At 69.4% G+C, this 25,343-nt stretch carries 20 protein-coding genes and 1 pseudogene; 10 read left to right on the top strand and 11 right to left on the bottom strand.

What is annotated here, in order from left to right:
- Positions 1-95: 95 nt before the first annotated feature.
- From BX283_RS01410 to BX283_RS41280, 4 genes are all read right to left on the bottom strand, one after another.
- The gene (locus BX283_RS01410; protein ID WP_257581695.1) at positions 96-659 is read right to left on the bottom strand and encodes an SMI1/KNR4 family protein; all 564 of its coding nucleotides are present in this window, start codon (positions 657-659) and stop codon (positions 96-98) included.
- A 10-nt stretch (positions 660-669) separates the two neighbouring features.
- The gene (locus BX283_RS01405) at positions 670-1,224 is read right to left on the bottom strand and encodes a hypothetical protein (protein WP_257581693.1); all 555 of its coding nucleotides are present in this window, start codon (positions 1,222-1,224) and stop codon (positions 670-672) included.
- A 34-nt stretch (positions 1,225-1,258) separates the two neighbouring features.
- The gene (locus BX283_RS01400; RefSeq protein WP_101385855.1) at positions 1,259-1,546 is read right to left on the bottom strand and encodes a hypothetical protein; all 288 of its coding nucleotides are present in this window, start codon (positions 1,544-1,546) and stop codon (positions 1,259-1,261) included.
- Between the two features lie 125 nt (positions 1,547-1,671).
- A complete protein-coding gene (locus BX283_RS41280) occupies positions 1,672-2,256 on the bottom strand; it encodes a hypothetical protein (protein ID WP_257581691.1) in 585 nt (194 codons plus the stop codon).
- A gap of 123 nt (positions 2,257-2,379) precedes the next feature.
- Between BX283_RS41280 and BX283_RS01395 the strand changes: the two genes are divergently transcribed.
- Entirely contained in the window at positions 2,380-5,820 is a 3,441-nt protein-coding gene (locus tag BX283_RS01395) for a BTAD domain-containing putative transcriptional regulator (protein ID WP_257581689.1), read from the top strand.
- 343 nt (positions 5,821-6,163) lie between these two features.
- Here BX283_RS01395 and BX283_RS01390 read toward each other — a convergent pair whose 3' ends face one another.
- Together BX283_RS01390 and BX283_RS01385 are read right to left on the bottom strand one after the other, a co-directional pair.
- Positions 6,164-6,682, bottom strand: coding sequence for an HAD family hydrolase (locus BX283_RS01390; RefSeq protein ID WP_180357002.1), 519 nt, complete (start codon positions 6,680-6,682; stop codon positions 6,164-6,166).
- A 367-nt stretch (positions 6,683-7,049) separates the two neighbouring features.
- Positions 7,050-7,862: an AMP-binding protein gene (locus tag BX283_RS01385; protein WP_180357001.1), complete on the bottom strand. Its 813-nt coding sequence runs from the start codon at positions 7,860-7,862 to the stop codon at positions 7,050-7,052.
- A gap of 397 nt (positions 7,863-8,259) precedes the next feature.
- Between BX283_RS01385 and BX283_RS42095 the strand changes: the two genes are divergently transcribed.
- Positions 8,260-8,517 (top strand): hypothetical protein, encoded by a 258-nt coding sequence (locus tag BX283_RS42095; RefSeq protein ID WP_306822768.1) that lies wholly within the window; start codon positions 8,260-8,262, stop codon positions 8,515-8,517.
- Positions 8,518-8,536: 19 nt separating this feature from the next.
- Positions 8,537-8,665 carry a hypothetical protein gene (locus tag BX283_RS42090; protein ID WP_306822767.1) on the top strand — a complete coding sequence of 43 codons (129 nt, stop codon included), beginning with the start codon at positions 8,537-8,539 and terminating at the stop codon, positions 8,663-8,665.
- A 131-nt stretch (positions 8,666-8,796) separates the two neighbouring features.
- Here BX283_RS42090 and BX283_RS40350 read toward each other — a convergent pair whose 3' ends face one another.
- Positions 8,797-8,949, bottom strand: coding sequence for a hypothetical protein (locus BX283_RS40350; protein WP_180357000.1), 153 nt, complete (start codon positions 8,947-8,949; stop codon positions 8,797-8,799).
- Between the two features lie 879 nt (positions 8,950-9,828).
- On the opposite strand from BX283_RS40350, the pseudogene BX283_RS41275 reads away from it, so the two are divergent.
- The 5 genes and pseudogenes from BX283_RS41275 to BX283_RS01350 all read left to right on the top strand — a co-directional run.
- Positions 9,829-10,133, top strand: a pseudogene (locus tag BX283_RS41275) (DNA primase); the annotation flags it as partial.
- Between the two features lie 99 nt (positions 10,134-10,232).
- Positions 10,233-10,616 carry a DUF6009 family protein gene (locus tag BX283_RS01365; RefSeq protein ID WP_101385851.1) on the top strand — a complete coding sequence of 128 codons (384 nt, stop codon included), beginning with the start codon at positions 10,233-10,235 and terminating at the stop codon, positions 10,614-10,616.
- 448 nt (positions 10,617-11,064) lie between these two features.
- A complete protein-coding gene (locus tag BX283_RS01360) occupies positions 11,065-11,955 on the top strand; it encodes a hypothetical protein (RefSeq protein ID WP_257581683.1) in 891 nt (296 codons plus the stop codon).
- Entirely contained in the window at positions 11,940-15,452 is a 3,513-nt protein-coding gene (locus BX283_RS01355) for a DEAD/DEAH box helicase (protein ID WP_101385849.1), read from the top strand. The genes BX283_RS01360 and BX283_RS01355 overlap by 16 nt, the downstream gene beginning before the upstream one ends.
- A gap of 308 nt (positions 15,453-15,760) precedes the next feature.
- Complete coding sequence (locus BX283_RS01350) at positions 15,761-15,973, top strand: three-helix bundle dimerization domain-containing protein (RefSeq protein ID WP_143676335.1); 213 nt, start codon at positions 15,761-15,763, stop codon at positions 15,971-15,973.
- Between the two features lie 319 nt (positions 15,974-16,292).
- Here BX283_RS01350 and BX283_RS40345 read toward each other — a convergent pair whose 3' ends face one another.
- The 4 genes from BX283_RS40345 to BX283_RS01330 form a co-directional block, all read right to left on the bottom strand.
- Positions 16,293-16,502, bottom strand: a complete 210-nt coding sequence (locus tag BX283_RS40345) for a hypothetical protein (protein ID WP_180356999.1) — start codon at positions 16,500-16,502, stop codon at positions 16,293-16,295.
- Positions 16,503-16,785: 283 nt separating this feature from the next.
- Positions 16,786-17,067, bottom strand: a complete 282-nt coding sequence (locus BX283_RS01340; protein WP_101385847.1) for a hypothetical protein — start codon at positions 17,065-17,067, stop codon at positions 16,786-16,788.
- A gap of 642 nt (positions 17,068-17,709) precedes the next feature.
- Positions 17,710-19,287 carry an FG-GAP-like repeat-containing protein gene (locus BX283_RS01335; protein WP_101385846.1) on the bottom strand — a complete coding sequence of 526 codons (1,578 nt, stop codon included), beginning with the start codon at positions 19,285-19,287 and terminating at the stop codon, positions 17,710-17,712.
- Positions 19,288-19,556: 269 nt separating this feature from the next.
- Positions 19,557-20,069 carry a hypothetical protein gene (locus tag BX283_RS01330; protein ID WP_101385845.1) on the bottom strand — a complete coding sequence of 171 codons (513 nt, stop codon included), beginning with the start codon at positions 20,067-20,069 and terminating at the stop codon, positions 19,557-19,559.
- A gap of 460 nt (positions 20,070-20,529) precedes the next feature.
- On the opposite strand from BX283_RS01330, the gene BX283_RS01325 reads away from it, so the two are divergent.
- The gene (locus BX283_RS01325) at positions 20,530-24,540 is read left to right on the top strand and encodes an HNH/ENDO VII family nuclease (protein ID WP_180356998.1); all 4,011 of its coding nucleotides are present in this window, start codon (positions 20,530-20,532) and stop codon (positions 24,538-24,540) included.
- Entirely contained in the window at positions 24,537-25,031 is a 495-nt protein-coding gene (locus BX283_RS01320; protein ID WP_101385843.1) for an SMI1/KNR4 family protein, read from the top strand. Before BX283_RS01325 ends, BX283_RS01320 begins: the two co-directional genes overlap by 4 nt.
- Positions 25,032-25,343: the final 312 nt, after the last annotated feature.

Genomic DNA, 25,343 nt, shown 5'->3' with positions numbered 1-25,343 from the left:
TGGGCGGAATTGCCGTGAACGGGGCCGTGAAAGTGAGGATTTCGAGAAGCTGTGCGGTATGTGGCGAGTCAGGTGGTTGAGAGCGGTGGGCGGCGTCATTGCCCGGTCGTTCCAAGGGTCTGGTCGGCCGTCGCGAAGCGGTGCTCCGCCGGCTTCAGCACTTCGTACAGGTGGCCGAAGTACTCCGTTTTCACCGTTCCGGTGAGCACCGCCAGCAGGAAGGCCAGGCACCCCATGTCGTGGTGCTCCCACAGGGGGCCGCGCCCCTCGTTGTAGAGCACGGTCCACTCGTCGGGGTGCTGACCGGGCCGCGCGAGCCAGTACAGGAACGCCCCTGTGCCCTCCTCGAATGCCCACGGCAGGACTTTCGCTCCCGCCTCCTGTAGGCCGGCCGGCTTGTCCTCGAACTCCCACAAGTCGGTCAGGATCTCGTCCCGTTCTGCCGTCTGCGCGTGCAGGTCGCAGTCGTCGTAGGCGGAGTCCGGTACAAGCAGCCAGATCGTCTCGTCGAAGACGCCGTCGCCGTATGTCTCGACGAGCTGTTTGTAGTCGGCGGGCAGCGCCGTACCGAGGGCCAGCTCTGTATGAGCCCAGTCCACTGCGAGTGGCGGATTGACCGGCGGCCGGCAGAGACGGACAAGCGCATCGAGGGCGATCATGGATCGGACGCTACCGGAGAACCCGCCGGGAGCCGTGGGGGAGTCGGCAGGCCATGCGAAGACCCGCAGCGGAGCCCGGCCCAAGCAGCCGCCTGCCGAGTTTGAAGACCCCCGGTACACCAAGAGCTGCGCCTGTGCAGCGGTCGCTGAGCGAGCACCTGGCCGGTGGGGCCACCTCGTCTTCTGGCGGCAGTTCGCCCTTCATGAGCTGCTGCATCCAGATTTCTCCTTGCTCGGCAACCGCGTAGATGCCAGACAGCAACTCGGTCATGCCTGAAGGGCGCGGTGGGTTGCGCCCGGCGACCGGTTGGAGTACCCAGCCGCCTGACCGGGCCGCGAGCCGCAGCACCCCGGCCCAGTTCGCGATCCTCCCGATGTGTACGTGCCACGAGTCCTCGGTGAACGGGGCCATCCGCCCGCCATGGAGAGGGTTTGTGGCGGCGCCGATGTCCTCGATCACTTGCCGTTCCACGGCATCACGGACCCAGCGCCCCTCCTGTGCCTTTTCGATGGCGACCTCCCACCACTTCCACCCGCCGTCGAGTCGCTCCGCGAACGTGTCCATGTGGAGAGGCTTCCACGCACGATGCCGCAGGCATTCAGAGGGGCCGCCGATCGGTGGATCGACCTATCAAGGAGACAGGCTCTAGCCCCCCATCGCCCACGGTGCAGGTGTCGGTGATGGTGTCGTTTCCCTCACCGCCGCGGTAGGTGCAGAAGGCGGAAACCGCTCCCTGGCTGGTGATGGCGTCCTGGCCGTCAGCGCCCTGCACCCTCGCAACGAAGCATCCGAGGTCATTGCTGAGGTCACCGAGACCTTCGATCGCGATGGTGTCGTTGCCGGGGCCGCCGACGGCGACGGCGGGGAACCCGGGGACGCCAGCCATCGCGGCAAGGCTGGCATTTGTCGTTGCCGCCAGCGGGGACGATCAAGAGGCCGTTGACACGCGTGGGCAGCTCCTCTCCGGCAGGAGCTGCCCACGCGGTCGGGCCGATGTGCCCGGTGGCGGGATCAGGCGTTGTAGATGGAGCTGATCCGGTCGTTCCAGCCCTGGTACAAGACCCCTTCGGAGTACCAGGCGTTGGTGTTGCCCGGATACCAGTAGCCCTGTCCCCCGATGTGCTCGGCCAGGTGCGCTCCGCAGCTGCCCGTCCGGTACGACGACGTCTCGTCGTTGAAGCCGTAGTCGGTCAGGTTCTGCCAGGAGCCCCGGTCGTAGAAGGACAGGGTGCGGCCGTTGACGCTGCCGTTGTAGTTGAACTCGCCGTGCTCGTACAGGCGCAGTGGCGTGGAGCAGGAGGCGAGGGCCACGCTCTCGGTCCGAAGTCGCGCCAGTTTCGTGGCCGCCTGCTCCTGCTCCTTCTGCGTGCGGTAGCACTCGACCACGCCCTGGCTCCGCCAGATGGTGCACGCCTTCGCGGCGCCCCAGTCCTTGGACAGGTCGATCGTCCTCCCTTCGAACCGCGCCGCTGTCCCGGCCGTCTTCACCGCCGGGCCGCTGTCGGCCTGGGCGAGCGGTGCGGTCGCGAGGGCCGCGCCCCCGATCAACGCGACCCCGCCGAGCAGGGCTCCGGCCTTCGTGCCGATTCTCCGCATGGTGCACGCTCCCTTGATGGGTGGGTGGAAGGGCTGAGCAGCGGTGGATTCCCCACGCGTGCTCATGCCATCGTTCGTTCCGTTACGGTGCACGGTCGGCCTGTGGTGGATCTGGGGGAAACCTTGAACCGGCTGGTGGAGTTCGGTCTGCTCGGCAGCGTCGAGGCACGCGTCGACGGACGGCCCTTGGACCTCGGCCACGCACGGCAGCGGTGCGTGCTGGCGGCACTCCTGGTGGACGTCGACCGCGTCGTGCCGGCCGACCGGCTCGTCGAGAGGGTGTGGGCGGACCCCGCCTCCCCCCGGCGCGCCCGCGACACGCTGTACGGCTACGTCTCCCGGTTGCGGCGCGCGCTCGCGGACGTGGAAGGCGTGGACATCTCCCGTAGCTCCGGTGGTTATGTCCTCGGTGTCGGACGGGCGGTGGTGGATCTGCGCGAGTTCCGCGATCTCGTGGGCAGGGCCCGGACTGCCGAACGCGACGACCGGGCGGCCGACCTGTTCGACCGGGCCCTTGGCCTGTGGCGCGGGGACGCCCTGGCTGGCCTCGACACGCTCTGGAGCAACGAACTGCGCGACACCTTGGACCACGAGCGTTTCGGGGCCGAGCTGGACCGCACCGACGCCCGGCTCCGGTGCGGCCGCCACGCCGAGCTGTCGGGCGAACTGGCCCGCCGCGCACGGACACACCCGCTGGACGAGAGACTGGCCGGGCAGCTCATGCTCGCCCTGTACCGGTGCGGTCGGCCGGCAGATGCCCTGCACCACTACCGGCAGCTCAGGGAGCGGCTGTGCGAGGAACTCGGCTGCGACCCGGGCCCCCGGCTGCGGGAGCTGCACCAGTGGATCCTCACCACCGACCCCGCGCTCGACCTTCCGGTCGGCGCCGGACCCGCCGCTGTCGCCGAGCCCGCTGTCCTGCTCCGCGCCGCCCCGGCCCGCCGGCTCGTCGGGCGCACGGCCGAACTCGCGCTCGCTGAGGGGGCGATCGAGGACACCCTGACCGGCGGGCCGGCCGTGCTGGAGCTCGTGGGTGAGCCGGGCATCGGGAAGACCCGGCTGCTGGAGGAGGTGGGCGAGCGGGCCCGCCGACGCGGTCTGACGGTTTTGACCGGCCGTTGCCCGGAGTTCGACCAGGCTCCGTACGGCGTGCTGGTGGACGCGCTGGACGAACACCTGGGCGCGCCCCTCGAACTGCCGGACCTCTCGCTCGACCTGCTCGGCACGGTCTTCCCCGCCCTGGCCGAGCGGCGCCCAGGAGCGAAGCCGGTGGAAGCGGAACGGTACTGGTTCCACCGTTCCTTACAGGCGCTGCTGAACGCGCTCGGCGGCTCCGGCGGGCTCGTCCTCCGCCTGGACGACCTCCACTGGTCGGACCCGGCGACCGTCGAGTTCATCGACCACGTGGTGAGGCACCCGCCCCGCACGCCGCTGCTGCTCGTGCTCGCCCACCGGGCCCGCCAGTCCCCGCCCCGGCTGGTGGCAGCGCTGGCCCGCGCCCAGAGGGCGGGCCACTGCACCCGGGTCGAGGTGGGACCGCTCACACCGGCCGAGAGTGCCGAGCTGTGCGGCGCGGCGGCGCGGAGCTGGGAGTTCGGCCGACTGTACGCGGCCTCGGAGGGCAACCCGTTCTACCTGGAGGCGCTGGCTCGCAGCGCCCGGAGCCGTCCGCCCTCCGCCCCGGGCGCGCCGGGGTGCGTGGACGAGCTGCCGCACTCGGTGCGGGCCGCGCTGGAGGAGGAGCTGGAGGCCTTGTCGCCCGCCGCGCGGGCCACGGCCGGTGCCGGTGCCGTGCTCGGGGACGCCTTCGACGCGGAGCTGGCGGCGGCCGTGGCGCGGATCGACCTGCCCCGCACCCTGTCAGCTCTGGACCAGCTCGTGGAGCGGGACCTCGTGCGGCAGGTGGACTTCACCCGGCGGTTCCGGTTCCGCCATCCGCTGGTGCGTGCGGCGGTGTACCAGGGGCTGGGGGCGGGATGGCGGATCCAGGCCCATGCCCGAGCCGCCGACGGGCTTGCAGCACGCGGCGCTTCGCCGGCCGACAGGGCCTCGCACGTCCAGCGTTCGGCCCGCCTGGGTGACACGGACGCGGCCGGGCTGCTGGTGCGGGCCGCCCGTCAGATCATGGCCGCCGCCCCAGTCACCTCGGCCTCCTGGACGGGCGAGGCGCTACGACTACTCGGTGCGACCGGCGCCGATCGGCCGGAGCTCCTGCTCCAGCAGGCCGAAGCGCTGAGCCTGGCCGGGCGGCTGAGGGACAGCCGAGTCGTCCTGCGAGAAGTCGCCACGCTGCTGCCCACCGACGCCTGGGACGCGCGGGCCCGTCTGACCGCCTCGCTCGCCAGGACGCAGTGGCTGCTCGGCCGGTACGGGGAAGCGCTGTCGCTCCTGCGGGAGGAACTGGCGCGCAGAGCGGGTCGAGCGGACTCCCCGGCCCCGGCCCTGCACCTGGCGGCCGCGGCTGCGGCACTGCGTTCCTTCGACCTGCCCGCGGCCGTCGACTGGGCCGAACGCGCACGGGACGCCTCTGACCGCAGCGGGAACCTGCCGTGCCTCGCCGAAGCGCACGGCCTGCTGGCCCTGGCCCACATACAGGCGGGAGACGACGCCCGCTCGGCCCACCACCTGGACCGGGCTCTGGGCGCACTCGCCTGCATGGCCGACGAGCCATCGGCCGACTGGCTCAACGCCCTGGTCACGGTGGGATGGACGCAGATGTTCCAGGGCCGCTACGACGCCGCGCTGCAACGGATCGACCGGGGCCTGGACATCTGCCAGCGCACCGGTCGCAGCACGCTCCTGGCCGACCTGCTGGAGGCCAGGGCCTACGTACACCTGTGGCTGGGTCGCCTGGACGAGGCCGCGGCCGGCGCCGACGACGCCCTGGAGGCGGCGGCGCTGGTTGGCAGCGACGAACCCTGCTCGCTGGCCGAATCTGTACGCGCCGCGGTCCTCCTGTGGCGGGGGGACGCCCCGGGAGCACAGAAGCTCTGCCGGGATTCCCTGTCCCGGACCAGCACCGACCCGGAGTCCCGCAGAGCGACGGTGACCGCGCTGCTCGGCCAGGCACTGCTGCTCACCGGCGACCCCGAGGGATGCGTACGCACCGTCCTCGACGGGGGCGGCGGGCCGGAACTCGTCGGCTACGAGGCGCCGTTGCGCCCCTTGTGGTTCGGCGTGCTGACCAGTGCGGAACTGGCCCGGGGCGATATCGCGGCCGCCGGGCGGTGGGTGCGTTGCGCGGCGGCCGCCGTGACACCGGGCGGGCCGCCGGCCTCCGCGGGCTTCGCCCTGCTCGCCCGTGCCGAGGTGGAGCTCCTCCGGCGGGAGGCCGCCGCGGCGTCGACCGCGCTACGGGCGGCGGAGGTGTTCGCGGCGGCCCGCATGCCCTTATACGAGGCGAGGGCACGCCTGATCGCGGGAAGCGCGCTGGCCGCCTCCCGCTCCGGCCCCCAAGCCCTCGCCGAGCTGGGACGGGCGAGGACCCTGGCAGCCACGGCCGGTGCCGTCGCCCTGGCGGAGATGGCCGACGACGAGCACGGGCGCGTCCGTGGGTGGATGTAAGCGGCCGACGCGGCGACCAGGACGTGCAGCTGCGCCTCTGGTCCTCGTCGATCGACTGTGCGCACGCCCGCACCTTGAAGTTCCAGCTGCCGATCTCGGGGTCGTTCCAGGTCACGACCCGGTTCTCACCCATACGTCCCTGCCAGGTGCTCCACTCGCGCCCGGTGGGATGGGCGTACGACACCTCGTAGTACGCCACCGGGGGCTGGAGTAACCGCCGTAGTACAGCTTGAGGCTGTGGGCGCAGCTGTCGTAGCGGTCGCCTATGTAGGGAGAGTTCGTGTACTTGTACTTCGTCAGGGTCCCGCCGACGCTGGTGTTCCGGGCGGCCGGTGGGTATCCGTCACGGACGGTACACCCGCGCTCCGCAGACGTGACCGGTGCCTGCGCGGCGGCCGCGCCGGGCGCCGCTGCCAAACCGGCCGCGATCATCGGTGCCGTGCAGAAGAGGGCCGGCGTACGCCGCCGGTTGAGGACGTTCATGGCCACTCCCGTCGACCACCGCGCCGATCAGATCAGCGATACACAGCTGCTGGAGCAGCCCGGTGGCGCGGGCGCGCTGCTTGCCGGTGATCACTCCAACGGGTACCTGGCGTGCGCGCAGTATGGTCAGCCATGTCAGGGCCGCATCGAACAACCGTGCCCGGCTGGTCAGCGTGGCGGCCTCCTGCCGGTAGAGCTCCGCGAGGCGCGCGGGCAATCCCAGGCGGGCGAGGATGGTCTCCAGCGGCTGGCCGGCCATGGCCGGCAACTCCTCCAGCGGTGCCTCTCCTGCCTGTTGCGCGCGGGCCCAGGCCCCGCGCAGCGCGCCCGTGCTGATCGCCTCGGTGTCGGCCAGCGTGCCGTCCAGGTCGAACAGCACAGCCTGCACCCACCCCTGCGGGTCTCATGCGACGTGCTCATGGCCGTGGCCCCCAGCAGGCTCGAGTGTCCTGGGTACTCGGGCATCAGGGGGAGCAGGCCCAAGACGTTCAGCCCGCCTACGGTCGCGTGGGCTGGGACGGGACGCTCCATCAACCCGCCGGTCGCAACGGCGTGCGTGCCCAGGAGGCGGCCCAGCTCGGCGACGGAATCGATCCGGCGCTGACCGTACTGCCGCGCGGTCAGTCGCGGCCCCAGGTTGGCATCGCACGACAGCGACCGCACAGCCGCACCATGACGGGCTTGCGCAGGCCCCTGGAGTGCACCAGGCGGTCTTCCACCTACGCGATACTTCTCGTCACCTATGCTCAGCACCGGGATGCCGCCGAAGGCGTACGCGGCGTCAGCCTTGTGACGTTCGGCGGGACATCGCTGTGCAGTTGGTGGGTCTTGCCGGCGACGAGGGCGGCCTCGGAGAGGGGTTCGCGGGCCGACAGTGCGCGGGGTGCTTCTGCGTCCGGGTGCAGCGTCAGGCATGCGCCAGCGAGGACAGTTGCGTTGAGTCCGCAGCTCTGGCCAGCTGGATGGATCACCGGCAGTGTGGCCACGACGGTGTCCTCCGGCGTCGAACCCAGAAGCGCCACGGCCGCCACGTACGCGTCCCCTCGCATGGTGCCGTGCGTCAGCTCGGCCGCCGTGCAAATGTCCGCCAGCCCGGGACGGACGTAGGCGACAGCCGGGTCGTCGTCCCGCTGGGTGAGGTCGTCGTGTCGCGGCCACAACGCGATCTCGGCCAGGATGCCCGGGCCGGCGGGCACCCACATGCTGGCAGCGTTGTGGTCCTGCGGCGGCATCGCGCCGGACGCGACGAAGATCAGCTGCGGCCCGACCGAGCCGAAGTGGCGCCGTAGGTTGCGGTGCCCGCTGCGCGCGTCACCCGTGACGACCACTGCGCCGATACGCAGGGCGCCGAAGTGGAGGACCGCGAATGCCGGGACATCAAGCAACGCGAGTCCGACCCGATCGCCGGCACGGACGCCCCGCGCGAGCATTCCGCCGGCCGCCCGGGCGCTGAGTTCATCGAGATCGGCGTAGGTCAGGACGCTCCCGCGCAGGCTGATGGCCGGGCGTTGCGGGTACTGGCCGGCGGCATCCCTCAAACCGGTGGCGAGGTTGCTCATCAATTCTCCTGGCGCATGTACAGAGTTGCGAAAAGACGCCGCCTGATGGCACACGAGACCGATCGGTGCGCGCAGGCTCGCTCTTGTGGACGGGGACCATCCTGCCCGCGTGGACGTGCGCAGGGCCATGTGAGCGGGAACGGATCCGGTCCCCGTGCGGTTGGCTGCGGGGGCCTGAGCTCGGGGGTCAGGCCCCCGACGGTTCGCGTATCCGGGGGGACCGGGTGCACACACGCGACGTCTGATTCAACGGCCGCCGGGCCAGCAGGGTTACGGCGGGGCCTTTCCCCAGGGGGATCCGGGAGTCCGCGTCATGGGCGCCGTTGTTGGGAAGGGGGAACGTTGGCGCCCCGCCCCTGCGTCCTGCCTCGGTTGAGCGCGCTGGTAGAACCCCGTCATGACGTACCGATTCACTGCTCGTGTCGCCATAACCGAGATCGACCCTGACGGCTACTTCACCGAGGCTGCTCTCGCCGAAGGGGAGGACGGAAGCGGATTCGTCTTGATGTTCATGGCGGGCGAGGACGACCCAGACGATCAGGAAGTCGCCTCGGGCATGGACACACACTGCCTCGTCACCGCCGGACACCGCGTATGGCTGTGTCCGCGAAGCCGTTCTGACGGGCAATGTCCTTCGCGTCTCGCTCCGTCCTGAAGCACTGGAGGACCTGCGGTTGAGCGACGGCGAGATCGAGGCCGTCATCGAAGCACCGGCCGAGGACACCATCCGCTTCCGAGAGGTCCTTGCCCAGGTGCTCGCCTACGGACGTGCGGACGCTGCGCCCACTCGTGTAGCCGTCTGAGCCGGGACTATCTCCAGTACTTGCCCACCGCCGTCGCCCTGCTGCGCCTCGGTTTCTGACAGGGTGCCATCTGTATCGCCGTCGCCGACCCCATGCCCAAGCACACCACCGGCCACAAGGACGCCTCGGAGCTACCGGTTACCCTCGACATGCCGGGCAAGGTCGCCGACTTCCTCCGCGCCGCCGAACTGGAGGCCGCCGAGCGGACAGCGCTCGACCAGTGCGTGACCGTACGGCGCGGCCAGGGCTGCACCCTTCGCGTCACTGTCGCGCCCGCCGTCCACCGCCAACTCCTCGGCCCCTGCCAGCCTTCGACGGCACCGCGGCAAGCCCGGCCCAGCGCAAGGCCCCCGCTGGTACGAGAACCGCGTCAACGCACTCCCGGCTGCCAGCCTACGTTGAGCGGACCGAGCACCACCCGCCAAGATCAAGTACCTGCGGCTTCTGGGCTTGCCTCGGCGCTATCCCTAGAACCCGCGGGGCGCCCCGCCCCGGCGCTGCTCGACGAACCGGCTGACGTCCTGGGCGGCCAATGGAGGCCATTGCTGAATCCACCTGCTCCCGCCCTGGGGCGACGTGAAGCACGTCCGGGTCGCAGAAGCGTTTTCCCACATGACACGCCGTCGCGCCGAGCGGCGCCGGAGCAGTTCGTGACGTAGGAAGGATCTTGCCGGTCACCCAGAGGTCCGCGAGGGGCATGCCATGGCAGTGAAAGCACGGAAGCGCCTGATCGCGTGGCTCGCGGTCCTCGCCGGGCTCTGTCTGGTCACCAGTCTCGTGCTGGTTCTTTTCCTCTGGGGCCGACCGGAACGTTCCAGTCTCCCCGAGCCGGTCGATTCCACCTCGGCCACATTCACGGCCGTTCCGACGGAGACCAGCGCTGATAGCGGATCGCCCACGTCCACGGCCGTTCCGACAGAAAGCAGCGCTGATAGCGGAGGGGTCGGGGCGGTGACGCCTCCTTCCGAGACGAGTGGCGGGGAGACGGACGGTGGGGAGACCTCCCCGCCTGCGAAGGCCAGTGGGGAGACGACCAGTGCCACGGATATCGCGCTTGCCGGAGCGGCGATCGCATCTGCTTTCGGCGGTCTCTGCACCGGTATCGCGGCGGTCATGGTCGCCAGGCGAACCCCTCGGCAGGGCCCCGGCCCCTGAGGTGGCCCACCGAAGACCACATCGGCCGCTTCCTCACCGAACGCTGCACCCGCGACCCGGCCGTCGGCGACAGCGGCGACCTGCGCGTCGAGCAAGGCCTCCTCTACAGCGCCTACTGCTCCTGGTGTCTGGCCGGGGAGGGCATCCGCCCCGCGACCGCCCGCGCCTTCGCCACCCGGGTGCGCAGTGAACTGGGCCTGGCCTCACCGGCGGACATGACCAAGGGTCCAGCGGCAAGAAGTACTACCCGGGCCTGGGCCTGCTGCCCGAGGACACCGACCCCGACCAGCACGGCGGGGGCGGCCGTGGCTGAACCGCGCGCCCTGCCGCACCCTGTTGCACGCACGTACGACGAAACCCGGGCAGCCGTCCACACGCCAGCCCGCACCACCGACCGGAAGGGGCCGCAGCTGTGAGCTCGCTACTGCACGAGAGCGAACTGCGCCACGAGAGCGACGTGGTGTGGCTGGAAGACCCGACGCCGCTCGACTACGTCCGCCAGGCCCTGGACAAAACCCCCCGCCGGCGCGGCAAGCCCCGCTACCACCGCGACGGGCGCATGATCGGCTACACCGAACTCGACCAGCACGCCGAAGCCGACCCCGACAGCGGCCTGCACCGCCGCCGCGTTTTCTTCCTCCTGCCCCACGACCGCGACACCCAGCCCCACGGCGTCTACCAGATCGGCGCCCCCGGCGAAGCCATCGACCCCCGCACCATCGAACCCGGCCGCGTCGGCGAGAAAACCCCCCGCTCCCAGCAGGGAACGACCGCAATAGCGGCAGCCAGCTCCTGACTCCACCCGCCGAATCTCTGCGCAATCCCTTGTGGTTGTCGCGGGTCCGTCGAAGTGCGCGTTGCTCGATCTGCGGTGTGCACGAATTCGGACGCGGTTCTGAAAGGCAGTCACGGCCGCCTCGGCACTATGCAACCGTGCACCCGTGGATCAAGGGTGGGCAGCGGTCATTGCGGGAGGAGTCGGCCTCATCAGTGCCGTAGGCGGTGCTGTCGTCGGCGGCATGGCGGCATGGCGGCATGGCGGCAGTGCGCGGTGCGCGGATTGGCGCGGAAACTAACGCCGCAGCCGTCCTGGCACAGGGCCGTCTGCAGATGGAAGGCGCCCGCGACCAATGGGTGCGCCAAGAGCGTCACTCGGTAGGGTGGTCTCGCCGAGGGCCGCCTCGGCCCCCAGCGCCCAACCAATTGGTATGGCGCGGGTGGTCGGGGACGAGCAGGGGGTTCGGGTGGCGGACGTTTCGCCCGCGCAGGCGCTGGCCCGAGCGACGGCCGTCGGTGGGCGGGTGGCCCACCTGGTACGACGGGAGCCCCGAGGAGACGACCAGACGTGCCGCTGGGAGCTCGTCGTGACCCTAAGTGCCAGCCCCGAGGACCGTGCGGCCGCCGGGTGGATCATCGCCGACGAGATCATGCGCGAGCGCACGGGCGGGCGCCCCCGGACCTACGGAGTGTGGCGCGAGGCCACCTTGAACGGGGCGAAGCTGACCGGGAAGGAGCACGTCCTGGTGAAGGCATTCGCGGAGCCTGTCTTCGAAGCGGCCGCCGCGAAGAAGCAGGGCAATCACGGGCTGGCCGGGTACGTGGGCGAGTGGCTGTGGTACCTCCTGACCCGCGACCTGCCCGAGGATCCAGCGCGCCCCGTGGAGATCCTCGGCCCGCCGAAGGCCGCCGTCAACGACGGAGGCGGCGACGGACTCATCGTCTACCGGGAAAGCGGAACGGCCCGGGGCTTCTCCTTCCGTCTGTGGGAGATGAAGAAGTACACCGGACAGGCGAACCAGCCGGACGGGGCAATCCGCAACGGCTGGATGCAGCTCAGCACCAAGGGAGCGACCTACCTGGGCATGCTCTCCTGGGGCGACAAAGAGCTTGCTGATGACGCCCGGGAGTTCGTGGGCAGCCTGGCCGAGCAGTGGGTCGATGAGGAAGAGTCGGCGGGCGGCGGCGTCAGCGTCGCGCTGAACACCACGGCGATCCCTACGACGGCCTTCCACCTCGCGCAAAAACACTTCACCACCCACAAACACCCCGGCGCGCTGCAGGGGCTGGTGGTGGCGATCGACAATCTCGAGGGCTTCGCCCATGAGGTGAGGAAGTACGTGTGGACCGCACTCTAGATCCAGCCGTACTCGCGACCGCACTCGGCGAACACCGCCCCGGCGGGGTCCTGCCCTCGGCGCAGGAACTGCTGACGGCTATCACGCACCTGGAGATCGCCGCCTTCGGCAGCGACCGGGAGATCCCCGACGACGTGCTGGCGACGGCGTGGCTCCTGCACGGACTAGCCGCGGTCGAGCCCGAGACGCCGGGGTTCGACCCGATGCGGACCCGACAGGCTCTCGCGGTCAGCGCGCACGTGATGGACCTCGCCCTGGCCGACGAGCGACACTCCCCCACCGAGCGGCTGCGGATCGCCTTCGCCGCCCAGGCGGGGTACCGCAGGTGCGAGCAGGAGCCCAACGCCACCGCCGTCTACCGTCAGGTCAAGAACCTGGTGAACTTCACCTCCTCGCTCCCGGCGCACATCGACACCCTGGCCTTGGAGGCCGGCGTCGTGTTCCTGGGCTTCGACCGGCCCGACCTGAACCGGGTCCTGTCCGCCTGGCGTCGGCAGTTCGCGGAGCTCCGTGGGCTGATGGACGGCGATCCGCTCGCCGGCACGATGTATGGACCTGCCCAAGCCGTCGTCGAAGCAGTCCACCACCTGCGCCTGTTCCTCTCGTTCGGCGATCTGGACCGCCTGCAGGACGCACGGAACCTGCTGGGCAGCGTGCTCGACGGCCGGGCCGGCCGCAGCGACCCGGCCGCCCGATGGGTCGCGGCCCACCTCCTCGGCCTGAGCGGCGAGATGGCCGCCAGCAGCCTGTACACGCTGCTCCCGGAGGGAACCCCCGATGCGGTCGCCCGGACCTTCGCGATGTCCGATCCGCCGGTGATGACCCTGTGGCGCCCGCAGCGCCAGTTGCTGAGCCTGGAGCGCGGCAACCCGGTCGACCCTGCCACCGGCCGGAGCCTGATCAGCGTGCCCACCAGCGCGGGCAAGACACTGATGGCCCAGCTGGTGATCTGTTCCCACCTGGCGCAGAAGCCCGGCCGCGTGGTCTATGTGTCGCCGATGCGCAGCCTGGGCCGGGAGATGCGGGGCGCGCTGCGGGGCCGGCTGCGGCTGCTGGAGCGCAAGCTGGTCGCCGAGCAGCCGGACTTCCCGCTCGCCGACGGCAGCGGCTCCCTTGTCGGGGACGTGGACATCGTGACCCCGGAGCGGCTCATGCACATGATCCGCAACAACCCAGGCACCGCGCTGGACGAGGTCAGCCTCATCGTCGTTGACGAGGCCCACCACCTCGCGCAGGGCCGGCGCGGGTTCGTGCTGGAGAGCCTGCTCGCCCTTCTGCGGACCCGCTCCGACATCCGGCTGGTGCTGCTGTCCGCCGCTGTCGGCAACCGAGCTGCCCTGGCGTCGTGGCTGGACCCGACGCGGCCGGCGGAGGAGGTGTATTTCACCGACGACTGGCGCGGCCCCCGGCGGCTGCACGGCCTCATGTACCCGCAGCTGCTCAAGGATCAGGCCGAGCGCACTCCACGCAAGCCGAGCAAGAACCAGCCGTCCACCACCCGGGCCACTGTGCCGGTGGCTCCCCGGCTCGACATCCGGCCGACCGCCAACAGCGACACCTTCGGTCTTACCGTCCCGCCTGTCGGCACGAGGGCATACGCCTCCCCCAACTCCCGGCAGTGGAAGGCTGCCACCAAGCTCAGCGGCATCCCCGACTACAAGGTGTTCGCCGCCGGCGCCGCCGCCCTGACCCGGGCGGGCAGCGTCCTGATGGTCGTCGCCAGCAAAGTCATCGCCAGGAACGCCGCGCACGCCATGGCCGAGCACATGGACGTCCGCCCCGAGGCTGCGGCGCTCACCGAGTTCCTGGCCGAGACCCTCGGAGAGCAGCATCCCCTGGTCGACTGCACCCGCCACGGCGTCGCCTTCCACCACGCCGACCTTCCCGACGACGTCCTCCACGCCGTCGAACAAGGACTTCGTGACGGAGACCTGCTGGCCATCGCCAGCACCACCACCCTCACCGACGGTGTCAACCTCCCGGTGCGCACCGTCATCATCCATCACACGGTCGAGGGTGATCCCACACGCGGGAACCAACGCGGCCTCAGTCCCGCGAAACTGCTCAATGCCATCGGCCGTGCCGGCAGGGCCGGGCGCGAGAGCGAGGGATGGATCATCCTCACACGCCCCTACCCGCCCCGGGTTGCGGAGTTCGAGACGCTCACCCCCGACAGCGAGCGGCTCACCGCCACCTCCGAACTGCTCAGCGAAGACGCCCTGCGGTCGCTGTCCAATGCCGAGGGGCAGCTACAGGACACGCTCGACGGCCTGTTCGGCGTGGTGGGAACCGTCGCGGCCGATTTCGCCGCGTTCGTGTGGCTGGTCCTGCAGACCCACGCCGAGACCCTCCAAGCGCCCGGCGACCGGCTGGACCCGGTGCGGTCGCTGCTTGCGATGGAACAGGCCGACGACCCTTCGATCCCAGCCCGCTGGATGGCGCTCGCGGAGAAGGTCACCGCGGTCTACGACGCCACCGACCCCGTCTCGACCCGCCGGTGGGCCAGCACCGGAACCAGCATCGGATCCGCCCGTTTCCTCGACCAGGTAGCCCGACGCCTTGCCGAGCAACTCGTCGCCTACGCGGCCCCCGAGGACACCTTGGACGAGATCAGCGTCTTCTTCGGGCCGCCCGAGTGGCCGCTGGACCAGACCTTGGACTTCCTTGCCGAGCAGGGCGCCTTCAAAGACCTTCTCCTGACGCCCGAGGCTCTCGGGAGCTGGAGGCTCACCAGCCAGCACAGCGAGAGCTTCAACGTCGACGTGCCGATCGACGACGCAGTCCGGGACTGGATCTCCGGCACCTCCATCCCGGAACTGGCCCGCATCTGGATGCCCGACAGCATGCCGACCCATCCCCGGCTGCTGGAGCTGACCGTCCAGAGCATCAAGCAGGCCTTCGAGCACGCGATCAGCTGGACAGCCGGAGCCCTGGTCAACCTCGTCAACACCCACCCCCTGCTAACACCCACCACACCCCGCCTGTTCGCACAGACGGCCTGGCACATCCGGCACGGTGTCGACACCGAGCAGGCCATCACGCTGCTGACCTCCGGCATCACCTCCCGCCGCCTGGCCCACCAGATCGGCCGGGCCGCTTCGGAGGCCGACATCGGCCCCGGCGAGCTCCGCACCTGGGTCGCCAATCAGCAGATCGACGGCTGGGTCACCGCGTACAAGGCCAACACGTACGAAGTCGAGGACCTCCTCGACTACGTCAGCACGCCGGCTAACCCGCTCAACGAACTGCTGCGGGGCCGCCCCGCGACCATCCCCCTTACATGGGTAGGCCCGGGCACCGAAGACGGGCCCGTCACCCTGACCCACCCAGGAAAGAAGCCGGCGACCATCAGGGTCAACCGCGACGGAAGCCAGATCGCCGCCATCCCCGCCGCCCGGCATCACGCCGTCCTCACCATGATGGACAGCGGTCTCGACCTCACCCACCACCTTGAGGCAGGACAGCTGGTCACCACCTTGGCCATGGCCAGCCTGTAGGGCGCCGAGGGTTAGCTGGCACCGGGGCGGTTTGGCCTTCCGTGCCTGTTTCGGGTCGTCACCCAAGGGAGCCCGATCCTGCCTGCCCAGGTGGCTGACAGCATCCGCACCGCTCTCACCGATGGATGGACGCCCGAGAGCGCGGCAGGGTCTGGCGGCAGTGATGGCCGGGGAGGGGCCTGCGCGTTTCGGCCGGTGTGTGCTGCGGGGCCGCCGCGTATTACGGCGGAAGGTCGGCTTCCTGGCTGAAGGACCGCGCTGTGAGTCTGGGAGAGTGCGGTTTCCCGGGGAGGGCTGAGGCTATGAGGGTGGATCCGGACGATGGCCTGGCGGTGCGCACGGTCGCTGAGCGGCTGATGCGGGCGTATCCCCAGCTGGATGCCGCCGTGGTGCGCAGCTCGGTACGGACGGCGTACGAGGGGTTCCGGTACGCACGGGTGCGTACCTACCTGCCGGTCCTGATGGAGCGCAGGGCCAGGGACCTGCTGCCGTGCGAGGACCGGGTGGAACGCCGTGCCTGACTTTCGGCGGGTGGTTGTCCCGCTCGCCGAACGCCAACGCCCGGCGCCATGCTGCGTCCGCTGCGGCGGGGCCACCGATCCCGCCTCGCAGGCGGAGCTCTTCTCCCCACGGAGCGGCCCCGACCTGCGCTTCGAGCCTGTCCCCGTGGGGTCGCGCGCCCGCATGCTCGCGGACGGCCGTTCCGGGAAGTTGGTCGACGCGCTCCTCGCGGCTTTAACGCGGCGGCCGGAATCACATCTCGTCGCCGACGATGCCGAACGCCTGAGGGGCGTGCCGGCCCGCTCCTTCGCGGAGTGGGCCGGGGCCATGGTGCCGAGTTCAGCCGCCCACGGTGAAGGTGACGATGTGGTCCTTCACCGTGAAGGTCGTGACGTTGCTGCCGAACGAGTAGCCGCCCCTCTTGATGGCGTTGGTCAGTGACAGCGTGTAGGTGCCTGGCGACAGGTCCTTGAGCGGCACGTCCCGGGTGAAGTCGATCGGGTAGTTCGACCCGGTGCCCTTGAACTTGACCTCCTCGGTGCTGATCACGGGCTTCTCCGGGAGGTTGAGGGTCGCAGGCCCGGTGAGCGTCAGTGTCCCCGTGACCGTGGGAATGTACTTGTCGATCAGAGGGTCTCCTTGAACCAGGCCACCGAGTCCCAGTAGTACGGCTGGCCGTGGAAGACGAGGGTGGCCTGCTGGTAGCCGTGGTCGTCCCAGCCGAGCTGTACGGCCAGGCGCGAGGTCAGCTTGCTGTAGGTGGCGCTGTCGGTCTGCTCGCCGTCTTCTGGGTGGTGGTAGGTGCGGTACGGGCCGGGGCCTTCTCGTCGGCTTAGATCCAGTCGTAGCGGCCCATCGCGCCCCGGCCCCAGCGGTACACGAAGTAGTTCTCCCCCGATTTCTGGCGGCGCAGGGTTCCGACCGGGGTCCGGGGCCTGTCCTGGGTGGAGAAGAGCTGGGTCCTGGCCTCGGAGATGTCATCGTGCGAGAGGTCCGCGTCGGCGACGGCGTCGAGCCTGCCTATCCTCATGCCGCCGCCGGGCCTGCACTTCCACTGCATCGCCTCGTCTGTGCCGTCGGACTTGGCGGCGAGGCCGGTGACCGTGAAGCCCACCCCGGAGTGTGGAAGAAGCCCCCGCCAGAACCTGGCGGGGGCTTCTTCCACACTCCCAGACCGTACGAAGGGATCGCGGTCCACCAGCGGTCAGAAGCTCAACCGCCGTTGTCTGCAAGGTCGTGCTGGCCCTGCCCGTCGACGCGGCATCCGCGGAGGATCCTGCTGAATCCAGGGTCTTCATCGTCCTTCCTGAAGAGGGCCACAACTTCGCCGATTACGGTTCCCTGGCACCGATCTCATGAGAGTGCGACACGAAGTCGCACTAGAGAAGTAAGGGCCATTGACAGACCTACGAGGAGTTCACCGCCCTTCTCACGGACTGGGGTGAGGTGGCTATAGAAGCGGAGCGCCGTGGATGGGGCACCATCGGTCTGCGCTGCTGACCGTTCCCGAGTCCTGCCGGTGCCGTGAACCCGAGGTCTCCGTACGGGCTTCGTCTGCTCGCTCAACGCGTGGGTGCTGCCATAGTTCGGCAGGCTGACGGGCAGGGCAATCGCCATCGTCGGCGAGATTTACGCCGTAAATTCTCCTCCCCGCACAGACTGGACCAACTTCTAGGCATTTGGTTACGCCCGACAAACGGTTGCCATGGGCCGGCACTTGATGGGTGCGCCGACCCACGGGCTTGTGGGCGAGCGGTCAGGGGCGGGTGGGCCACATGGAGCGGCCGGAGGTGAGGTTGCCCTTGCCGTCGCCCTGGTACCAGCGGAGGTTGGGGTGGGTGAGGGGGTGGCCGGAGGCGACGTCGGAGAGGCCGGCGAGGTCGCCCTTGCCGTCGCCGTTGAAGTCGCCGCCCGCGATGATCTGCATGTTCTTCCAGCTGGTGTCGGGCCACAGCGGGCGGGCCGCGTCGAAGGAGCCCTTGCCGTTGTTGGCGTACAGCTGGAGGGCGCCGGTGGGGGCGACGGTGGCGATGTCGTCGAGGCCGTCGGCGTTGTAGTCGGCGGTGGCGAACTGGGTCTTGCCGTCCCAGGTGCTGTCGGGCCACATGCGGCGCTTGTCGGTGCTCAGGGTGCCGTTGGCGTTGGTGGTGTAGGCGTAGAGGGAGCCGTCGCCCCAGATGGCCAGCAGGCCATCGCGTCCGCCTCGGTCGGCTTTGAAGCGGGCGACCTGGCGCATGGTCCCCCAGGAGTTGTCGGACCACATCTTGGTGCGCTCCCCGAGGGAGCCGTCGGCCTGGCCCGGGTAGAGGTAGAGGACACCGTCCTCCCACATGGCGGCGATGTCGGTGCGGCCGTCGCCGTTGAAGTCACCGGCGACGATCCGCTTGACCTTGTCCCAGGTGCTGTCCTTCCACAGTGCGCGGCCGTATTCGAGGGTCCCGTCCGGGCCGGAGTAGAAGGCGTGCAGGCTGCCATCGGTCATGACGGCGGCGATGTCGGTGCGGCCGTCGCCGTTGAAGTCGGCGCCGGTGACGACCTTCGTGGTCAGGATCGACTTGGTGGTCAGTCGGGTCTGCTGGATCCAGGAGCTGACGGTGTCGACGCGGGTGTCGATCGCCTGGTCGCGGGTCTCGTCGGAGTTGAAGCAGCCGGCCTCCCAGGTGCGGGAGTGGATGCCGACGAGCTCGTAACGCCCGTTGCTGGTCTGGCGGAAGGTGGGCCCGCCCGCGTCGCCCTTGCAGACGCCCGCGGTCTGCCCGTTGCTGCCGGCCAGGGTCAGCGTGGCGTCGTCGGCCCCGGCGAGGGTGGGGGTGGCGGTGTGCGGGGCATCGGGCACCCACTCGGTCTTGGTCCGCCCGTACCCGGTCACCCGCAGGCTCTCGCCCGCCGTCACCGGCTTCGAGGCGACATCAATCGGGTCCACCTTGAACGCCGGAACCGTGGATGCAATGGGCACGATCGTGCGCAGCTGGGCCATGACGAGATCGCGGTCCGGATGTGGGACGAGCCGCAGGACGGTGACCGGGACCGCCCCCGACAACGACGGCCCGTCCACAGTCACGGTGGTCTTCTCCGCCGGCGCGCCGGCCGCCACCTTGCCATTGGCGTCGGCGAAGCAGCTGGCAGCGGTGAGCACCCACTGCCCGTCCACCAGCGCACCCGAACAACTGCGCTTCCCGTCCCCGATGGTCAGCTTCGCGGTGAAGGCGTAGCTGCCGGAGGGAACGGTGTCGCCGGAGACGGCACCGGCGGGGGATGCGGTGACGAGACCGCTGGCCGTGGCGAGGGCGAGCAGGCTGGTGGTCCACGCCGCGCGTGACCTCAGTGCAGACATTAAGGGGTCCTTAAACAAAGAAATTCGGGGCCGGGCACAGGCAGCCGGCGAAGAGGACTGTGGGGCGTCCAGTGGGCGTGCGGCGTGCGCGTGCGGGAGGCATGCGGTCGCAAGAATGCGCAGAGTTCGGCTGTGAGCGGCGTCGGGACCGAGTGGTGTAGATGCGCGGACTTCACGCAGCGCTTGGCCGCGCATGTTGTCGCGGGCAGCGTCCCGTGGTGCTGGGGTGGCGGAGTCCCGGGCTTGCCGGTTTGCGGTAGCGGCTCGGGTCAGCCGGTGACGCGGAGTTCAACGAGGGTGGCGTCCTTGCCGCCCCCCGGGATGTCGCCGGCGCCTACCGGCGTCACAAGGCCCTTCGGGGCGTCGACGGTCTTCTTCTTGCCTTCGGACGTCAGGGTTGCGCGCACCGAGCGGTCGGCGGTCTGGATGCTGAAGGTGCCGGTGACCTCCAGTGAGAGGTATCCGGTCTTGCCTGGGGTCTTGAAGCAGTGCTCGGAAGTGGCCCAGTTCTTGATGGCCGCCACCTTGATATTCCAGGAATCTGCGGTGCATTCCGTCAGGAGGATTCCACCGTCGCCCTTGCCAAGCTTGAGGTCTTGCTCTGCGAGGATCCGGTCCGCCCCGGGGTAGTTGAAGTCCTCGACAGCGGAGGGCGGCTCGGTATTGGCGATGGCCGTCGCAGTGGTGGTCGGGGCGGCCTGGGCAACGGCGCTGAGGGCGCCGATCGCGGCGACAGTGGCGACTATGGGGGCGATGAACCTCTTCCGGGTGCGAAGTGTCACCAAGGGTCCTTTCAGGAGTGGCTCGAAGAAAGCCTTGATTGAGCCGCAAGAATTGGCGGGCTCATAGGCGGCCCAGAACTTACCACTTATGCCAGCAGGTGAGCCAATGAGGGCTCCAAGGTTACAAGTTGGGCACGATTCTTTACTCTTTCATGGAGATACCTATACCTGTGTCAAGGGGAGATCTGGCGGTCGGATGGGGCCCCGTAACTACTCCTAAACTTCAGTGAACGGCGGCGAGTTGGTGTGTGAGAGCGTGCCGGATGCTCGGTCCCGAGCCGCTTCACGGCAGTTAAAACCCCGTACGCCTGGCCGCTGGCGTCCAGGGCCGACCTCGCGTATCCCCGTAGGTCGAGGCGGTTAAGGTCGCCGCGCCGAGAATTCGGTGACAACTGAACCAGCGAGAAAGAACCATGTGATGAGATCGAAGGGGAAGTGGCCGCCGCGAGGCATACGGGCCGTGTGCGCAGGTGCACTGCCGCTTGCACTCCTTGCCGGCCTGGTCGGGATCACTCCCGCCCATGCGGTCGAGGGAACGGATGATGACGAGGGGAACACCCCGATTCCGGCGACGGACCGCGGCCGGGTGGTCCAGTTCTGGAAGGACGGCGGTCCAGCTGTGCGGCTGGCCGCAGAAGCGGCTCTGCTGGGCACCGACACCGATGTAAAGCGCTTCTTGGACAGCGAAAAGCCCGCTGCCGAGCACACGGACGACTATCTCGAGACCGTGCAGATGATCTCGCTCAGTGGTCCCAATGTGCGGGGTGCGGCGACCGAGGCGCTCAAGACACCGCAGAGTCTGCAGAACTTTCTGAAGGACGGCTGGGAAAGGCCACTGGAGGCAGATCAGCGTCTGCAGGTGACCCAGATCCTCAGCACCGGCGGCCCTGTGGTCAGGGGAGCCGCGCAGCAGGCCCTCAACGGCTCGATCGACGATGTCCGCGAGTTCCTCAAGACAGCGCAGAAGAAGGCGTTGGAGGCGGACGACCGGCTCCTGACTACCCAGATTTTGAGCACCGGCGGGCCGGCGACCAAGCAGGCAGCGCAGCTGGCACTGTCCGGCTCGGCCGACGATGTGCGCGAGTTCATCGCGGTGGGCCAGCACGTAGCCCGTGCCCGGGATCAGGAGCGCGCCACCGTCGAACAGCTTGCGCAGCAGGCCAAGGAGGCAGGGCAGCAGGCCAAGCGGGAGACCGACGAGGCCAAGGAGGCATCCGACCGCGCAGTTGAGGCATCGAAGCTCGCCAAGGAGGCGGCCGAAGAGGCAGCCAAGGAGACGGCGCAAGCCGGTGCGAACGCCACGCTGGCAGCGCAGAAGGCCAATCAGGCCGCAGAGGCGGCGAATGGCGCGGCACAAGCCGCCCAGCAGGCGATCACCGCAGCACGCAAGGCGACCCAGTCGGCCCAAGTCGCAGCGAGTGCGGCCTCGCAGGCGGCCGCGGCGGCAGCCGGTGCGGCTCAGGCCGCGGCCCGGGCCCAGAGTGCGGCGGCCGACACCGCCAACGACAAGACCAAGGCCTCGACCGCGCGACAGGCAGCCCAGCGAGCCCGGGATGCGGCGAAGGCCGCCGACGACTCCGGGGCCGCGGCGACGCAGGCCGGCATAGCGGCAACCGAGGCGGGAGACGCCGCGGACGCCGCGGTGCGCGCCGGCGCCAACGCGGACGCCGCAGCCAACGCCGCCGGGGAAGCGAGCCAGCTCGCCGGCGTCGCCGATGAGCACGCGGCCGAGGCTAGGGCGGCTTCCGCCCGTGCCAAGCGGTACGCGAACGAGGCGACCCGGGCGGCCAGGGCGGCCTCCGCGCTGGCCCGCCAGTCCGCCGCCGCGGCCAAGGAGGCACGTGCAGCAGCCCAGGAGGCCGCCCAGCATGCCCGCAATGCAGCTGCCGCAGCAGACAAGGCCGCCGACGAGGCAGAAAAGTCGGGGAAAGCCTCAGTAGAGGCCAAGACGCATGCCGAGGCCGCCCAGGCCGCCGCAGCCGTCGCGGACAGGGCGGTCAGGACTGCGCGCCAGACACATGAACTGGCAGGCAAGGCGGAAGCAGCGGACCTCGCCACCCGCACCGCGGCGGCAGTCCAGCGGGCCAAGGACCTCAAGGCCGAAGATGACAAGAGCAAGGCGGACGAGGCCAAGGCGGTCAAGGAAGCCAGTGCCCTCGACACGCAGGCGGCCCAGCTCGCACAGGATGCCGCTAAGCCTGGTGTGCCGGACGACCAGGTGGTCGCCAAGGGCCGTCAGCTGGCCATGTTCGCCATGAAGGCACGCGGCCCCTGGAGCCAGACCGCCGCCGCCGTCGCCCTTGCCGACTCCGACCAGGAGGTACGCGAATACGTACGCTCGGGCTGGAAGCGCGCGGCCGAGCAGGACGACCGGGCACGCGTCGCGCGCCTGGCCGAGGAAGGCCTGGTCCCGCCGGTCAAGCAGGCGGCCGAGAAGGCACTCGGCGGCGATACAAAGACCGTTCAGGAGTTTCTGCGCACCGGCCAGCATGAAGCCGCTGCTGGGGACTACCAGCTGAAGGTGGTGCAGGCCAGCAGTATGGGCGGCACCAATGTGAAGGGCGCCGCCAAGGCCGCGCTGGACAACGGTTCCCCCCAAGCCCTGCTGAAGTTCCTCACCGAGGGGCAGTACGCGTCCCGGGCCGCCGATGAACGGCTGCGCGCCACCCAGCTGCTGAGCAGCGGCGGACCTGAGGTCAAGGCCGCGGCGAGCATCGCGCTGGAAGGCCCGCCACAGCTGCTGCACGCGTTCATCCAGACAGGCCAGTACATGGCCCAGCGCAAGGACGGCCTCGCCGCGGCCCATGTGGCCCAGGTCGAGCGCCTGATCGCCGAAGCCGCAGGCATCGCAGCGACTGCGCAGAAGGACGCACACACGGCCCTGGAGGCCGCTGCCTGGGCAAAGACGGCCGCCACTGAGGCCGAGAAGTACAAGAAGCTGGCAGCGGAGTTTGCCGCGCAGGCCGACACGTTCGCCAGGGAAGCAGAGAAGTCCGCCGACCGGGCGGAGGCGTCGGCGAAGGACGCCGCGGCCTCTGCCAAGCGTGCCCGCCAGGCTGAGGCAGAGGCTCACACCGCGGCCCGCGAGGCAGAGGCCTCTGCGGCGCGCGCGGAGAACTCCGCTTCATGGGCCCACGCCAGCGCCGACGAGGCATGGTCTGCTGCCAACCAGGCCCGTGCTGACGCCACCCAGGCCGGCAAGGACAAGGATGCGGCCCATCAGGCCTCCGTTGACGCGTGGAAGATCGTCGCTGACAAGAAGGAGGCCGAGGCCAAGGCACAGCGCGAGAACGCAAAGCAGCAGGAGGAGGCTGCCGAATTCCAGAAGATGATGGAAGCCCTCGCTGCTGCGGCCGACGACGAGGACTTCGACTGGGGGACCTTCTGGAAGGACGTCGGCCACCTAACCCTCGATGGTGTCGGCAGCACCAACATCCCTATTCTGAGCAATGCCGCCAATGCGGGCAATTGCGTGTGGTACGGCGCGGAGGGACAGGCCGTTGACGCGGCCACGTCCTGCATCGGCATCATTCCGGGCGGCGGCGTCGCCAACGGCGGCAAGGCCACCAAGGGCGGCAGCAAGCTCTGGAACTACACCAAGAAGCTGTTCGGCGGCGGCAAGGGCTCCTCGGCGAAGCGACTCGACGAGGCGATGGCCGCCGCGTGCAAGACCAATAGCTTCGTCCCCGGCACCCCGGTGGTCCTGGCCAACGGCACCACCAAGCCCATTGAAAGCATCAAGGTCGGCGACCAAGTCCTGGCGGCCGACCCGGTAACCGGCGAGACCGGGGCACGGGCAGCTGACGACCTCATCACCGGCAACGGCAGCAAGCAGTTGGTCAAACTCACCGTCGACACCGACGGAGACAAGGGCCAAGCCACCGGCACCGTCACCGCGACGGAGGGCCATCCCTTCTGGCTCGAGGACCAGAAGACCTGGACCCCAGCCGGAAAGGTCCGGCCCGGGGCTCTTCTACGCACCGCATCGGGCACCTGGGTCAAGGTCACCTCGACCCAGACCTGGTCCGAACAGCAACAGGTATTCAACCTATCCGTCAACGGCATCCACACCTACTTTGTGGAGGCGGGCGCGGCCACCGCGCTGGTGCACAACTCGGGCTGCAAATTCTGGAAGCGGTCCAGCTTCGAAGACCAGCGTGTCTACCAGCGCGATGACCTGCTCGACCTGGACTATGTTTCCCCCAAGGACAAGTACGGGCGCAGCAACCGCAAGCTGATGAAGCAGGGGCTCACCCCGTACACACGCAACGACGACTGGATCATCCTGCATCACATGCTGCAGACACAGGACGGTCCGATCGCCGAGGTGACCGCCACCATGCACAGCAAGAACAGTCACCAGTTGCACTGGAAGTCCGGCACGAAGATCCCCAGCGGGATCGACCGCCCGGAGTTCAAGCTGTGGAAGGAGCGGTACTGGAAGAATCGACTCAAGGAGCTTGGCGGATGACGGCGGCAGTGGAAGCGGTCGATGAGTTCATCGACCTGGTGCGCGCCAGTGAGGACATCGCGAACCACGCGGATGGCTGCACCCCGGAAATGATCGCTGCGGCGGAGAACGATCTCGGCCTGAAGTTCCCCCCGTCCTACCGCAGACTCCTCGAGGAATTGGGAACCTGCGATATCGGGGGAACCGGGTTCCTCGGCGTATACCAGACTGAGGCAGGCGGTGATCGTCTTTGGGGCTCGTCCTACGAAACGTTGGACGCACGCGTTCGATGGGGCATGCCGCATCCTTTGATTGCCGTGGAGTACGACGGCATGGGGGGAACGGTCGTTCTCGACTCCTCGCAGCCAGACTCCGACGGCGAGTATCCGGTTCTCGTATGGGACGTGGAGGCCGCGGCCCGAGGGGCGATGGAGGTCCTGGCCCCTGATTTCGGTACTTACGCGCTCGGCGAAGGCCGCCGGGTTGTCCAGGCATCGCACGATTGCGGCTGAGCCGGACCGATCGGCGATGAGGTAGCGCTGAGCAGCTCCCATGGATGCCCCGCTGGAACCCCAGCGGGGCATCTTCCTGCCCACTGGACTGCGCGCCCGGGTTGGGTCATCTCGCGGTCTTGGCTGTGGTGTTGTCACTGTCCGAGCGGCTGACCAGGCCTTCGTCCTCCGGTGACGACGCCGCCCCCTAAGAACCTGAACTGGAAGGCCGGTACACGCAAGCTGTGGCCACGGGTTGTTGTGGATCGGTCGGCGGGGTAGAGCTGCGGGGGTGGGGCCGGGGCTTGTCGCCGGCAATGGGAGTGTCGACGC

This window comes from Streptomyces sp. TLI_146 (assembly GCF_002846415.1).
In the GTDB taxonomy this organism is placed as follows: Bacteria; Actinomycetota; Actinomycetes; order Streptomycetales; family Streptomycetaceae; genus Streptomyces.
Note: the sequence above shows the minus strand (reverse complement) of the source record. Positions and strands in the feature narration are given on the sequence as shown.

Bases quoted from the DNA above. Each gene is read 5' to 3' on its own strand.
- BX283_RS01410 (WP_257581695.1), bottom strand. From the start codon at position 659: ATGATCGCCCTCGATGCGCTTGTCCGTCTCTGCCGGCCGCCGGTCAAT.
- BX283_RS01405 (WP_257581693.1), bottom strand. From the start codon at position 1,224: ATGGACACGTTCGCGGAGCGACTCGACGGCGGGTGGAAGTGGTGGGAG.
- BX283_RS01400 (WP_101385855.1), bottom strand. From the start codon at position 1,546: ATGGCTGGCGTCCCCGGGTTCCCCGCCGTCGCCGTCGGCGGCCCCGGC.
- BX283_RS41280 (WP_257581691.1), bottom strand. From the start codon at position 2,256: ATGCGGAGAATCGGCACGAAGGCCGGAGCCCTGCTCGGCGGGGTCGCG.
- BX283_RS01385 (WP_180357001.1), bottom strand. From the start codon at position 7,862: ATGAGCAACCTCGCCACCGGTTTGAGGGATGCCGCCGGCCAGTACCCG.
- BX283_RS42095 (WP_306822768.1), top strand. From the start codon at position 8,260: ATGACGTACCGATTCACTGCTCGTGTCGCCATAACCGAGATCGACCCT.
- BX283_RS01335 (WP_101385846.1), bottom strand. From the start codon at position 19,287: ATGTCTGCACTGAGGTCACGCGCGGCGTGGACCACCAGCCTGCTCGCC.
- BX283_RS01320 (WP_101385843.1), top strand. From the start codon at position 24,537: ATGACGGCGGCAGTGGAAGCGGTCGATGAGTTCATCGACCTGGTGCGC.